Origin of the sequence: Acidithiobacillus sp., assembly GCF_023255755.1 — a bacterium.
GTDB lineage: Bacteria > Pseudomonadota > Gammaproteobacteria > Acidithiobacillales > Acidithiobacillaceae > Acidithiobacillus.
The window spans coordinates 1-11,790 of sequence record NZ_JAGDVS010000196.1; the positions used below are offsets into that span (position 1 = coordinate 1).

Annotated in this window: 14 protein-coding genes and 1 tRNA gene; 2 read left to right on the forward strand and 13 right to left on the reverse strand. The window is 60.2% G+C overall.

What is annotated here, in order from left to right; genetic code table 11:
- The coding region (locus Q0C48_RS13940) for a hypothetical protein (RefSeq protein WP_291525366.1) at positions 1-650 on the forward strand (650 nt) is incomplete at its 5' end.
- Positions 651-1,660: 1,010 nt separating this feature from the next.
- On the opposite strand, the gene Q0C48_RS13945 is transcribed toward Q0C48_RS13940, so the two are convergent.
- From Q0C48_RS13945 to Q0C48_RS13970, 6 genes are all read right to left on the reverse strand, one after another.
- Positions 1,661-2,659, reverse strand: a complete 999-nt coding sequence (locus tag Q0C48_RS13945) for a site-specific integrase (protein WP_291525368.1) — start codon at positions 2,657-2,659, stop codon at positions 1,661-1,663.
- A 113-nt stretch (positions 2,660-2,772) separates the two neighbouring features.
- Positions 2,773-2,849 (reverse strand) — tRNA-Met (locus Q0C48_RS13950).
- Positions 2,850-2,923: 74 nt separating this feature from the next.
- Positions 2,924-3,700 carry an ABC transporter permease gene (locus Q0C48_RS13955; protein ID WP_291525370.1) on the reverse strand — a complete coding sequence of 259 codons (777 nt, stop codon included), beginning with the start codon at positions 3,698-3,700 and terminating at the stop codon, positions 2,924-2,926.
- Positions 3,700-4,629: an ATP-binding cassette domain-containing protein gene (locus Q0C48_RS13960; protein ID WP_291525372.1), complete on the reverse strand. Its 930-nt coding sequence runs from the start codon at positions 4,627-4,629 to the stop codon at positions 3,700-3,702. Before Q0C48_RS13960 ends, Q0C48_RS13955 begins: the two co-directional genes overlap by 1 nt.
- Positions 4,610-5,338 carry an alpha/beta hydrolase gene (locus Q0C48_RS13965; RefSeq protein WP_291525374.1) on the reverse strand — a complete coding sequence of 243 codons (729 nt, stop codon included), beginning with the start codon at positions 5,336-5,338 and terminating at the stop codon, positions 4,610-4,612. The genes Q0C48_RS13960 and Q0C48_RS13965 overlap by 20 nt, the downstream gene beginning before the upstream one ends.
- Positions 5,338-5,655, reverse strand: coding sequence for a (2Fe-2S) ferredoxin domain-containing protein (locus Q0C48_RS13970; RefSeq protein WP_291525376.1), 318 nt, complete (start codon positions 5,653-5,655; stop codon positions 5,338-5,340). The genes Q0C48_RS13965 and Q0C48_RS13970 overlap by 1 nt, the downstream gene beginning before the upstream one ends.
- Before the next feature lie 72 nt (positions 5,656-5,727).
- On the opposite strand from Q0C48_RS13970, the gene coq7 reads away from it, so the two are divergent.
- Positions 5,728-6,354, forward strand: coding sequence for a 2-polyprenyl-3-methyl-6-methoxy-1,4-benzoquinone monooxygenase (gene coq7, locus Q0C48_RS13975; protein ID WP_291525378.1), 627 nt, complete (start codon positions 5,728-5,730; stop codon positions 6,352-6,354).
- 4 nt (positions 6,355-6,358) lie between these two features.
- Here the strand turns inward: coq7 and Q0C48_RS13980 are convergent, their stop codons facing one another.
- The 7 genes from Q0C48_RS13980 to Q0C48_RS14010 all read right to left on the reverse strand — a co-directional run bounded on the left by Q0C48_RS13980 (position 6,359) and on the right by Q0C48_RS14010 (position 11,616).
- On the reverse strand, positions 6,359-6,847 hold the full coding sequence (locus Q0C48_RS13980; protein WP_291525380.1) for an Rrf2 family transcriptional regulator: 489 nt from the start codon (positions 6,845-6,847) through the stop codon (positions 6,359-6,361).
- Between the two features lie 10 nt (positions 6,848-6,857).
- The gene (locus Q0C48_RS13985; protein ID WP_291525382.1) at positions 6,858-7,283 is read right to left on the reverse strand and encodes an OsmC family protein; all 426 of its coding nucleotides are present in this window, start codon (positions 7,281-7,283) and stop codon (positions 6,858-6,860) included.
- A gap of 70 nt (positions 7,284-7,353) precedes the next feature.
- Positions 7,354-8,145, reverse strand: a complete 792-nt coding sequence (gene trpC / locus Q0C48_RS13990; protein ID WP_291525384.1) for an indole-3-glycerol phosphate synthase TrpC — start codon at positions 8,143-8,145, stop codon at positions 7,354-7,356.
- Between the two features lie 3 nt (positions 8,146-8,148).
- Positions 8,149-9,165: an anthranilate phosphoribosyltransferase gene (gene trpD / locus Q0C48_RS13995; RefSeq protein ID WP_291525386.1), complete on the reverse strand. Its 1,017-nt coding sequence runs from the start codon at positions 9,163-9,165 to the stop codon at positions 8,149-8,151.
- Positions 9,162-9,734, reverse strand: coding sequence for an aminodeoxychorismate/anthranilate synthase component II (locus Q0C48_RS14000; protein ID WP_291525388.1), 573 nt, complete (start codon positions 9,732-9,734; stop codon positions 9,162-9,164). The genes trpD and Q0C48_RS14000 overlap by 4 nt, the downstream gene beginning before the upstream one ends.
- Positions 9,735-9,877: 143 nt before the next feature.
- Positions 9,878-10,072, reverse strand: coding sequence for a hypothetical protein (locus tag Q0C48_RS14005; protein ID WP_291525390.1), 195 nt, complete (start codon positions 10,070-10,072; stop codon positions 9,878-9,880).
- Positions 10,069-11,616 carry an RNA-binding domain-containing protein gene (locus Q0C48_RS14010; protein ID WP_291525392.1) on the reverse strand — a complete coding sequence of 516 codons (1,548 nt, stop codon included), beginning with the start codon at positions 11,614-11,616 and terminating at the stop codon, positions 10,069-10,071. The genes Q0C48_RS14005 and Q0C48_RS14010 overlap by 4 nt, the downstream gene beginning before the upstream one ends.
- Positions 11,617-11,790 lie beyond the last annotated feature (174 nt).

Below are 11,790 nucleotides of genomic sequence, written 5' to 3' on the forward strand. Positions count from 1 at the left end.
GCGAGGTGGACACCTTCGGGGTCCTGCTGGCCGCCGCCCTGACCGCGCGGGACTGCCCCGTGTCCAAAGTGCGTGGCCTGCTGGACATGGCGGTGCCGAAGATCATGGACCAGATTCAGGAAGCCCGCGAGGCGTCGCGAGAATCCGACCTGATTCTGGAAACGCTGTTGTCGCTGCGGATCGAGGTTCAGCGGCACGAGTGCGATGACCGTGGCAATGAACGCATCAACAGGGAAACCATGGGTATCGGTCGTGTTATTCAGGCGGCCGTGGGACGCCCTGGTGGGGATGACGCGCGCACCTTGGCCGATTTTGGCTTGGTGGTAAGGGAAAAGGATGATGGCAAGACTTACCTGGCCATTGCCTCGCGGCATGCGTCGCTCGCCAAGCTGTTCCAGTCCACGCGGTGGCGTGTGGACGGTGCCTGGACGGGCGGGCTGCGTGAGATCGAGGGGGCGATCAGGAATCAGAAAGTAAGGTTCGGTAAAGACGAGCGAAAGGGTACGCTGATTCCACTGTCCGCGCTGAACATCGAGGTCGACGCGCCTCGCGGTGGTGACGGGTCTGTGATTGCGTTCCCCACCCCGAAGAAAGGTTTTGGGGCCGACCTTATTAACGCCGAGCCTTTCGATCCGGACGTTCCGTTCTGACTCACCGCAGTTCACCTGGTATTGACCCGCCACCCGGCGGGTTTTTTTGTTCGCGCCGATGACGGAACGGAACGCCAGAGGGCTACCGGGAACGGCGGGTGATCAAGGCCGCGTGGAACCGCCCCGGTTCCGTGGTTCCATTTCGGTTCCGGGGCGGTTCCACCAAATCTCGTTTTCATTCAATCCGTTGCATGCGTCTGGAACCGTGGAACCGCTGGAACCGGCAAAAATGACATATACGGTGGAAAATTTTTATAGATAAGAGGACGGGGCAGCGGGGCTTATCTATAAAAAAATTTCCGCGCACGAGGTAAAATCGATGGTTCCAGTGGTTCCACGGTTCCAAGCATGTATAACCATATGTTAGTATTGTGTTTTTTCTGGAACCGCTCTGGAACCGCCCCGGAACCATTGGTTCCGCCCCGGTTCCGTGGCACCAGCCCACCAGAGGGCTGCCCTAGAAGCCCGCCAGAAACCCGCCAGAGGGCCGCTTGGGCTACCGGGAACAGCAGGGCAGCAGGACCGATGGGGCGCCCCCTTGCAGGGAAGCGGCCCAGCATCGATGGTGGTCAACCCCGTAGGAAAGTGTGGGGGTGTTTCCCTGACGGTTTCTGCTGACGACTATGTTAGATTTTTCAATGTGGTATGAGACGGAACGGAACGCCAGATAAAGCGCCTCGTGTCTTGCTATAGCCCTTCTTTTGCGACGATCCGCCCTGAGGGAAGCGTTATGGTCCTCTCGCGCCTGGCGGCTCATCCCTGTCCGAGGCATCCTGCCCTCATCGGGACGGCCCGCCTTGTCTGGCTGGCCTGCCCTCAGCGGGATCGCCCACATCCCAGGCAGCCCTCATCCCCGGGCGGCCCGTCCCCATCCGGCGGCAGCCCACATCCCGGCGCGCTGTCCCCGTCCGGTGCGTCTATCCGCATCCGGCGGTCTGCCCTCGTCGAGGGAAGCGACACCCGGTGCACATACCTTCATCCAGCGAGATCCACCGCGTCTTGTCGGATGGTCAGCCGATGAGTTTCACCAAATCTTCGGCCTTAAGGTGCGTGTAACGCTTCAGCATTTGCATGTTCTTATGCCCGGTAATGGCCGCCACCTGCATGGGGTTCAGCCCTTTCTCGAACAATCGGCTGGTGGCCTCGTGGCGTAGATCGTGGAAAGTCATATCGTTGATTACCGCATGCGCCAGGGCCTTATTGTAGCTGGCCCGCATCCCCTCGCTGGTATAAGTCCAGACCCGTCCATCCAGATTGCGCGGCAGATCACGGAATACCTGGGCCGCTCGGATGGTCAACGGCACGATGCGTTTTTCCCCGTTCTTGGTGTATTCCAGCGTTACCGTGCGCCGTACCAAATCGACCCGATCCCAGGTCAAACCCATGATCTCGCCCTGGCGCATGGCCGTTTCGATGGCGATGGTGACAATGGCGGCGAGTTCGGGGTTCATGGCGCGGCAGGCGGCTAGTAGCCGTTCTTCCTCATCGCCGACGAGCCGTCGGTCCCTACCACGAGGCAGTTTTGGCTTGCGCACGAGTTCAACCGGGTTCGTCAGGGCTTCCATGCCCCACTCGGTGCGGGCCACATTGAATAGGTGCGAGAGTAGGGCCAGATGCAACCGAATGGTGTTGGAGGATTTCCCCTCGGCTTCCATGTCCCGCACGGCCGCAGCGAGATCCCGGCCACGAATGGCCGCGAGAAACATCCGGGCGATGGGACGGGCCTGCCACTGGCGCATCATGCTGCTTTCCTGGCGTGGTGACTTTTTCGTCGGAATGATTTCTCTGGCGTAGCGGGTCAGGGCTTCATCGAGAGTAGTGCTCTCACTTTCCGAACGATCCCGCCACGCGCCACGTTCCATCTCAGCCTCGATGATGGTGGCCCATGCCTGGGCGTCGGCCTTGTTGCGAAAGGTCTTGGTCTGGGGTGGATATCCCTTGCGCTGAATCTGGACCTGATACCCGATGACGATGCCGTCACGGTCTTTTCTGGGTCGGATGGACGCCATGCTTGCCCTCGTTCTGGGTGCCGTACTTGGGCATAGCTTGGGCAAAATTTGGGCAAAAAGTCAACTTGGCGAAAAAAAACACCTAGGAAATATTCCTAAGTGCTTGTTTTATTTGGTGGCGCTTCAGGGACTCGAACCCCGGACACGCGGATTATGATTCCGCTGCTCTAACCAGCTGAGCTAAAGCGCCGTGAGGCGCAAATTAAAGCCCTAACCGGTGCGCCTGTCAAGGGTGGCACCGTGGCAATCCGCGCTCATTTATCGTCAGCGCAGCAACCGGCGACTGAGCAGGCGCCACGCAAACCCGTAAGCGACCAGGGTGTAGAGCAGCAGCACGCCCGTGTGGTACAGCACCTCATGGGGCGGGTGCCCGGTCAGCAGTGGTCGCAGCAGCGCCACCGCATGGGTCAGCGGCAGCACCTCTGCAATGTCCTGAGCGAAGGGCGGCAACGAATGGAGGGGGTAGAAAACGCCGCAAAAGAGAAACATCGGCGTCACCGCCAGAGTGAAATAATACATGAAGAAATCATAACTGCGCGCCAGTGCCGTCATGACCAGCGCCAGTGCGCCAAAGCTCAGCCCCGCCAGCAGAATGATGGGCAACGCCAGGATTACCCAGGGGCCCTGTATGGCGCCAAAAAAGCTGGCGACGATGATGATGGCCACGGCGCTGATCAAGCCTTTCACTGCGCACCAGGCCACCTCACCGGCCAGGATGTCGCTGACGCGCAGGGGCGTGGCCAGCATCGCTGCGTAGGTGTGCTGGGCGCTCATCCGGGTAAAGGCCGAGTACAGGCCCTCGAAGCTGGCGGTGTTCATCACGCTGCTGGCGACGATGCCGGAGGCGATGAAGGTGATGTAGGGCATTCCGTCCATCTGTCCGACGAAGTGCCCCAGGCCGTAACCCAGCGCCAGCAGGTAAAGAAGTGGGTCGCCGAAGTTGCCGAGTAGGCTCGGCACCAGCAGTTTGCGCCAGACGCCGAAGTTGCGCTGCAGGACGGCCAGCGCCCCGGCCCCCGGCAAGGCGTCGCGTATCGGCATTATTCGGTTTCCTCCCGCAGATCGCGTCCCGTCAGGCGCAGGAATACATCCTCTAGGCTGGCGGGGCGCTGTATCCAGCGATAGGCCGGATCCTCCGCGAAGTGCGCCAGCAGCGGACTCAGATCCGTCCCGTAGCAGATCAGGGTATCGCCGACGCGCTCGCTGGTACTCACCCACTGACGATGCAGATCCTGCGGATCCGGCAGTTCACCGTCCACCCGGCGCAATTCGACGACGCCCCCGGGGATATGGGTGGTGATTAGGCCGCGCGGACTGTCTTCCGCCAGAATCCGGCCATGGTCGATGATCCCGACCCGGTCTGCCAGACGCTCCGCTTCGTCCATATAGTGTGTGGTCAGCAACAGGGTGGTGCCCTGCCGCCGTAGTTCGCGCAGACGCTGCCAGATGAGATGACGGGCCTGGGGGTCGAGTCCGGTGGTGGGCTCGTCCAGCAGCAGCAATTTTGGGGCGTTGATCAGGGCGCGGGCGATGGTCAGGCGGCGTTGCATGCCGCCGGACAAAGAGTGGATCGGTTGCGCGGCATAGCCGCTGAGGGCCATAAACTCCAGCAACTCGGCACTGCGCTGGCGGATCAGCGCTTTCGGCAGGCCGAAGTAACGGCCGTAGGTCCAGAGGTTTTCCTGCACGGTAAAATCGGGGTCCAGGTTATCCGTTTGGGGCACCACCCCCATGTCTGCCCGCGCCGCACGCCCCATTTCTGCAAGCGCTCGACCACCGATGTGAATCTCTCCGCCATCGGTTGGCGTCAGCCCCTGGATTGCCCGCACCGTGGTGCTCTTGCCCGCCCCATTGGGACCGACCAGGGCGAAGCACTCCCCGGCGGCAACGGCGAAGTCTACCCCGCGCAGCACCTCGCGCCCGCCATAACGCTTATGCAGCGCCCGCAGTTCAAGAAAAGCTGGATTCACGACAGGGGCCGCTGACTCCCATCTCGCTTACTTCTTCACTGAGGGATTCCAACAGTGCTGCTTGCAAAGCGTTCAACTGACCATGAAAGAAGTGGTCTGCGGGAAGCAAAATTTTCCTGGGCTGAACGGGCAGGGTATCAACCCAATTTTCTACGCTCACGGCGGGTACCAGTTCGTCCAGTTCGCCTTGAATCAGGGTCCACGGACAGGAAGGTGCTGGCAGTACAGTGAAATCAAAGAGATTAACGGGCGGGGCGACGGTCAGCAGACGGCTGATGCGCGGATGACGGTGCACGCTGCGATAGGCCACATAGGCTCCGAAGGAAAATCCGGCCAGCCAGATATCGAAGCCGGGACGGCGCTCCTGCACCCAGTCGAGCACCGCCAGGCAATCCTCGGTTTCGCCACGACCATCGTCATAGACGCCGCCGCTCTCGCCGACTCCGCGAAAATTGAAACGTAGCGAGGGGATACCCAATTGGTTGCAGGTCCTGCTCAGATAATGCACAACCTTGTTGTGGAGTGTGCCGCCATAAAGGGGGTGCGGATGGAGAATGACCGCCACCGCGCCGCGCGTCTCTTTGTCGGGGCAATCGGTAATGCCTTCCAGCGGACCCGCCGGACCCGGAATGATAACGCGCTGGCCTACACATTCCAGGCTGGCCAGTTCGCCGCCATCATAGAGGTGACTCCGGTCGATAGGCAGCATCAGATCCGCAGCCTTTCGACAGGCAGACCGTCACGCAGGTGGGATTCGACAATTTCGCGCACATCATCAGCATCTACATAGGTGTACCAGACGCCGTCAGGATAAACCACGGCCACTGGCCCTTCACTACACCGCCCCAGGCAACCGCAACGGTTCACCCGAACCTGTTTTTCGCCATGAATACCGAGGGTTTTGGCGTGCTTCCTGGCCACATGAAACATCTCTTCGGCGAGGCCGCTGTTATTGCAGGCCTGCTCGCCATTGTCGCGATGGTTCAGGCAAAGAAACATATGCCGTTGATAAAAAGCACCTTCCATAAGCGTTGACCCTCTCTTCATACAGGGACATCATACCTGAATTAGCCCTTACTGACAGCGTGTGGAGATGCCATGCTCAGCGATCAAGTCATCGCCAATATCGATAATGCCTTGCGTACCCTGACCGGACAGCAGATTGGCAGTGATCGACCGTATCCGGCCAGGGACATTCCCGACGTACTCCTGCGTCCCTGGGAACGACAGCGGGCCGGACGCATGATGCGGGTCAACCATGCGGGTGAGATCATGGCGCAGGCCCTTTATACGGGGCAGGCGACTGGCACGGATGACCCTGCCCTGCGTGAGCAACTGCAGCAGGCCCGCACCGAGGAGGAAGATCACCTGCGCTGGTGTGAAGCCCGCCTGCGGGAACTCAACAGTCGCCCAAGCCTGCTCGCCCCGCTCTGGTACAGCGCCGGCTGGGGCATGGGTTTTCTGGCCGCCCGTCGCGGTCGGGCCAGTAATCTCGGCCTTGTCGTCGCGGTGGAAAATCAGGTGGAAGAACATCTCAACAGCCATCTGCATGAACTCCCCGCCGATGATGAGCGCAGCCGCGCCATTGTGGCGCAGATGCGGGACGACGAAGTCGGGCACGCCGAAAAAGCGGAAGCGCTGGGTGCAGAAAAACTGCCCATGCCAGTACGTATGGCTATGGGAATTTTTTCAAAAGTCCTGACCCAGGGAGCGCTCTGGATATAATCGCTTAGGAGAGATTTCTGCCGGATACCGGGATCGGACGCATCTTCAATTCCGTACCACCTGGCAAGTGAATGCGATAGCGCCCGGCACGTACGGCCTCCGCCATGCTGCCAATGGTCTGCCTGCCGAGCAGGCCGACCACCTCGGCCTTGAGTGGCTTCCACTGAGTATGCACAGGGCAAGCGGTTTCATCGGCGCAAGTCTTGAGGCCCAGTACGCAGCCCTGACCAAAGGGCTGGCCTTCTACGACCTCGACTATGTCGAGGATGTTCATCTGCTCCGCGCCGGGACGCAGGACAAAACCGCCGCCGCGACCCTTGAAGGAGTCGAGCACCCCGCGCTTCGCCAGATCTTGCAGAATTTTCGCCAGATACTGGGCGGGAACGCGCAGATAATCGGATATGTCCCGACTCAGCACCGGCTCCCGAGGCGGCAGTGCGGCGAGATAGATCAGGGCCTGTAAGGCATATTCGCTGGTTTTACTCAGTAGCATAACGGCATCCTCAGCATTCTTCTCGAATCTCATAGTCATGGGTGACCACTGCGGTTTTGCCCAGCATGATGCTGGCCGAGCAATATTTTTCTGCGGACAGGCCGATGGCGTGGGCTACCCGTTTGGGATCCAGCGCTTTGCCGGATATCATAAAATGCAGATGGATCTCGGTGAATACTTTAGGGTCTTGATCCGCGCGCCGGGCACTTATTTCCACGACACAGTCGCGGACGTCTTGCCGGGACTTCTGGAGGATCATCACCACATCAATACTGGAGCAGCCGCCCAGACCCATCAACAGGAGTTCCATGGGGCGCGGCCCGAGATTGCGCCCGCCAATCTCGACGGAACCGTCCATGACCAGGGCGTGACCGCTATCGGCTTCAGCGACAAAACTCATCTGCTCAGGACCCATCCACTGTACACGTGCCTTCACACACCACTCCCTATTCCCGGAAATTACAGATTCCCATTTAATGACAATCAACTAGCCGTGTAAACTGCATTTAGTCAAAAAACAGGCGTTCCAGGGCCTCTCCTGGTTGTGTGGCGCGCATAAACGCCTCGCCGACGAGAAAGGCGGCTACCCCCGCAGCGCGCAGGGTTGCCACCTCTTCACTGCGGCGAATGCCACTTTCGGTGACAACGATCCGCCCTTCGGGAATCTCCGGCAGCAGTTTCAGCGTGGTTTCAATCTCGGTGACAAAGCGGCGCAGGTCCCGGTTATTGATGCCGATCAGGGGCGTACGCAATTTTAATGCCCGCCGCAACTCGGCACCATCATGCACCTCTACCAGTACCGCCATACCCAGGCCCTGCGCGGTGGCTTCCAGGCTCTGTAGTTCGGCATCGCTGAGGGCCGCGACGATGAGCAGGATGGCGTCGGCCCCGATGGCGCGTGCTTCCCAAACCTGATAGGGGTCGATACAGAAATCCTTGCGCAATACCGGCAGTGTGCAGGCCTCGCGGGCGGCAGTCAGATAGAGGTCAACACCCTGAAAGTAGTGTTCATCGGTCAGGACCGATAGGCAGGCCGCCCCATGGGCTGCGTAATCCTGGGCAATGGTCACCGGGTTGAAGTCCTCGCGGATAACCCCCGCCGACGGGGACGCCTTCTTGATCTCGGCAATGACGGCCGCCTGGCCTCGGGCGATTTTGGCCTGAATGGCGCCGATGAAGTCGCGGGGCGGCGCCGCCAGGGCCACCGCCGCCTGCAACTCCGGGAGGCCCAGACGAGTCTGGCGCTCTACTAATTCCGCTCGCTTGCGGGCAATAATCTTTTGAAGTATGTCGGCCATGTCCTATCCCTGTGGGGTCCTGCCCAGCAATGCCTGCCACTTGTCCCAGGCGGCGCCGGAATGGAGCACAGCCCGGGCGACTACCACGCCGACCGCCATATCGGGGACCACGCCTGCCGCATAGAGTGCGGCTCCGGCATTGAGGAGGACGACGTCGCGACGCGGGCCGGGCCGATTCTGTAATACCTCTTCTGCCGCCGCCAGGGCCGCCGCCACACTGTCGATTTGCAGGGTCGACAGCGGTGCTCGCGACAACCCGAAATCCTCCGGCTGAATCCGGCTGCGGCTGATCACGCCGTCTTTTAATTCAGCCACATCCGTTGGCCCGGACAGGCTGATCTCGTCCAGACCGTCATGACCATGGACCACCAGGACATGGCGCGATCCCAGTTCCCGCGCAGCCTCCGCCAGAGGGATCAGCCAGCGCTCGGCATAAACGCCGAGCACCTGATGCGGCGCCCCCGCCGGATTGCTCAGTGGTCCCATGAGGTTGAAGATGGAGCGGATGGCGAGTTCCTTGCGCGGACCGGCGGCGTAACGCATGGCGCCATGGTGGGCTGGAGCAAAAAGAAAGCCGATGCCGATGCGCTCAATGCTTTTGGCGACGTCTTCAGGGCTCATGTCCATGGGCAAACCCGCGGCTTCCAGCACATCGGCGCTGCCGCTGCGGCTGACCATGGAACGGTTGCCGTGCTTGGCCACCCGTGCCCCGCCAGCCGCCGCCACCACGGCAGACACCGTCGATATGTTGAAGGTGCTCAGGGCATCGCCGCCAGTGCCACAGGTATCCAGCAGGTGATCGGTGGAGACCTGTACCCGCGTCATGCAGGCGCGCAAGGCCTGGGTGGCACCCACCAGTTCCTCGACTCGCTGCCCTTTCATGCGCAGGCCCATGAGCAAGGCGCCGATTTGTGCGGGCGTCCAGTCCCCGGCCATGATGCCGGCGAAGACCGTTTGTGCCTCTTTGCGCGACAGGTCCTGCCCCGCGACGATTTGCTCCAGTATGTCCCGGACGATCATCGTGCGCCTCCTTGCAGAAAGTGTTGCAGCAAGATTTTGCCGTGCTCGCTGAGAATGGATTCGGGGTGAAACTGTACACCCTCCACATCCAGGCTGCGGTGGCGCAAACCCATGATTTCTCCTTCTGCGGTCCAGGCCGTCACCTCCAGCGCTTCGGGTAGTGAGTCGCGCTCGACGATCAGGGAGTGATAGCGGGTGGCGGCGAAGGGGTCCGGCAAATCCCGGAATATCCCCTGGCCCTGGTGAAAAATGGGCGAGGTTTTGCCGTGCATCACCTGCGCCGCGCGGACGACCTTGCCGCCGAAGGCCTGGCCGATGGCCTGATGCCCGAGGCAGACCCCCAGCAAAGGGATCTTCCCGGCGAAATGATGAATAACGTCCAGAGAGATACCCGCCTCGTTAGGGGTACAGGGGCCGGGCGAAATGCAGATGCGGCTGGGTGCCAGTTTCTCAATGGCCGCCACGTCGATGGCATCATTGCGCTCGACCCGCACTTCCGCCCCCAGTTCGCCGAAGTATTGCACCAGGTTGTAGGTGAAGCTGTCGTAGTTATCAATCATGAGCAACATGACAAAATTATCCTATTGATTTGTATGTATTTTACTATAAAACACTCGCGAATCATACCCTTTTCTATACCCGCATTTTGCAAGGCTGTGCTTTAATTGGGCTGTAGATTACGCGTTCTCCGTAAAAAGTGCGATTTAGACAGTCACCAGCACCCGATGCGAGGGGGCGTTCGTCCTCTGGTTAGAAAATTGCCCATCAACGCCAGCAAGGGCGAGATGATCAGTGTCGGCCCTTCTTCAGCGGATTTCTTGCTGCCCTTGGCGACTTGGGCGGGGGTGAGGTCGCGGGTGTGGAAGAGATTGTAGAGGTCGGTGGGGCGGATACTGGGGTAGATCATCGAGCGTTCTTCTTGTCTTGTGCCAGGCGATATTTCTGGAGGCGGCTGTTGGGCTTGTCGGGGAGGGTGTATTCGATCAGGCCAGCTTCCATGAGATCGGCGATGGCCTGCTTGGCCGCGCCGGAAATAGATTTGTGACCCAATGCCTGCGCAATTCCCGAACGGCCCAAGGGGAAACGAGCAATCGCCACCATAATTCGGTAATGGATCGACTCTGGCCCCCACTCTGGCCTCGACTCTGGCCTCGACTGGGTCGACTTTACCCCCGCCTGTGACTCCGCCACTTCCCGCGCCGCCGGGTGGATCGGCAGCCGCACCATGAAGTAGCTGTGGTCTTCGTCGAACTCGAATTCAGCGGGAGGGGAGCCATTTTTCTCCATGGCTTCCATGATTTTGGGGATGCCAGTGGAACGGCCCTCGGTGAATTCGAGTTCCTTCAGAAACTCACCGATGCGCCGGTTGCGATAGCGCCGTGGCCGGGCGCGACCGGCGCGGAGTTGCTCCAGTCGCACCGACCGATCCGGCCCCGGATAGCTGATGACAAATAATTCGTTGCGCTCGATACGGACCTCGATGGGTTCGCGCGTGTCGTAGCCCCGGTGATAGACCGCATTGACGACGGCTTCTTCGATAGCGTCGTAAGGGAAGTTTTCGACGCGGGTGGCTTCGGCTCGTCCGTGATGCTTGATGATGGTTTCGGTAATCAGGTTGCGCTTGATGTAATCGAGCGCGTCGCGGGTCATGCGGGGTATCGGGCCTTTGAATATTTTTTCCGAAAATTTGTTGCCACCCGGCCCTTCCTTGGGAAACCAGACGACGTCGATCTGCATGACAGGGAAGAAGCGCCAGGGCTCCGGATTGAACATCATCAAACCGACGTTGAGGGGGAACGGCGCTTCGTCCGGGCCGCCGATAACGCCCATTTGGCGGCCGAGTTCGACCAACGAAAGATTGGGCGCCTGTCTGGCCAGATCGCTGCCCACCTGTTGCAGATAGTCCTGCATCAGTGCGCGGGAGAGACTTTCCACCTTGGCCTGCTGGTTGACGCGGTCGTCGTGAGGAATGGTGGCCGCCAGGGACATGAGTTCGGTTTCGTCGGCCCCCTTGGCGCGAATGGTACTGGAGTTCTTGCGGATGTAGTAAGCGTAGTCCTTGCTATCCTTGCTCAGGCTGATCTTGGCCTTGTAGGGGCGCGTCGGTCCGCCCAAGGCCCAGAGCACCAGCACATGCCGTCCTTCGATTTCGACCGGAACGGCTATGGGGTGGTAATAGGGCGCGATGGCATTGAAGCCGAGGTTTAGCAGTTCCTTCTGGATGGCGTCGATTTGCGTGGGTTTGATACCCACCGGAGGCAGAACCGGACGCCCATTGTTTTCCGCGATACCGATCAGGATGTAACCGCCACCCAGGTTGTGGATGTCGTTGGCGAAGGCGCAGAGGGTATGCAGAACGGCCTCCGGGTTCCAGCCTTCCTTGAACTCCAGGCGTTCCCATTCGACGGGTTTGCCGTGCAGAAGGTCGTTGATGTTGATGGGTAACGGCATGACGGCGGCTACTTGGCAGGCACAACGACTGCAGGTGCAACACTAAGACTTTTGGCACGGCGCGCGAATTGACGGTCATCGAAGCTCATGAATTCCGTGCAATGGCTGCTGGCCAGCAAGTGCAGGGAATCGGCGAAGTCCAGCCCCTCTGTGTGCCAGGCCAAGGCATCGGCG

What these genes read in the sequence shown, in the direction of transcription:
- Q0C48_RS13965 (WP_291525374.1), bottom strand. Translation starts at nt 5,338, where the DNA reads ATGCTGCCTATCGACCGGAGTCACCTCTATGATGGCGGCGAACTGGCC.
- Q0C48_RS14010 (WP_291525392.1), bottom strand. Translation starts at nt 11,616, where the DNA reads ATGCCGTTACCCATCAACATCAACGACCTTCTGCACGGCAAACCCGTC.
- Q0C48_RS13970 (WP_291525376.1), bottom strand. Translation starts at nt 5,655, where the DNA reads ATGGAAGGTGCTTTTTATCAACGGCATATGTTTCTTTGCCTGAACCAT.
- Q0C48_RS14000 (WP_291525388.1), bottom strand. Translation starts at nt 9,734, where the DNA reads ATGTTGCTCATGATTGATAACTACGACAGCTTCACCTACAACCTGGTG.
- trpC (WP_291525384.1), bottom strand. Translation starts at nt 8,145, where the DNA reads ATGGCCGACATACTTCAAAAGATTATTGCCCGCAAGCGAGCGGAATTA.
- trpD (WP_291525386.1), bottom strand. Translation starts at nt 9,165, where the DNA reads ATGATCGTCCGGGACATACTGGAGCAAATCGTCGCGGGGCAGGACCTG.
- Q0C48_RS13955 (WP_291525370.1), bottom strand. Translation starts at nt 3,700, where the DNA reads ATGCCGATACGCGACGCCTTGCCGGGGGCCGGGGCGCTGGCCGTCCTG.
- Q0C48_RS13980 (WP_291525380.1), bottom strand. Translation starts at nt 6,847, where the DNA reads ATGCTACTGAGTAAAACCAGCGAATATGCCTTACAGGCCCTGATCTAT.
- Q0C48_RS14005 (WP_291525390.1), bottom strand. Translation starts at nt 10,072, where the DNA reads ATGATCTACCCCAGTATCCGCCCCACCGACCTCTACAATCTCTTCCAC.
- Q0C48_RS13945 (WP_291525368.1), bottom strand. Translation starts at nt 2,659, where the DNA reads ATGGCGTCCATCCGACCCAGAAAAGACCGTGACGGCATCGTCATCGGG.
- coq7 (WP_291525378.1), top strand. Translation starts at nt 5,728, where the DNA reads ATGCTCAGCGATCAAGTCATCGCCAATATCGATAATGCCTTGCGTACC.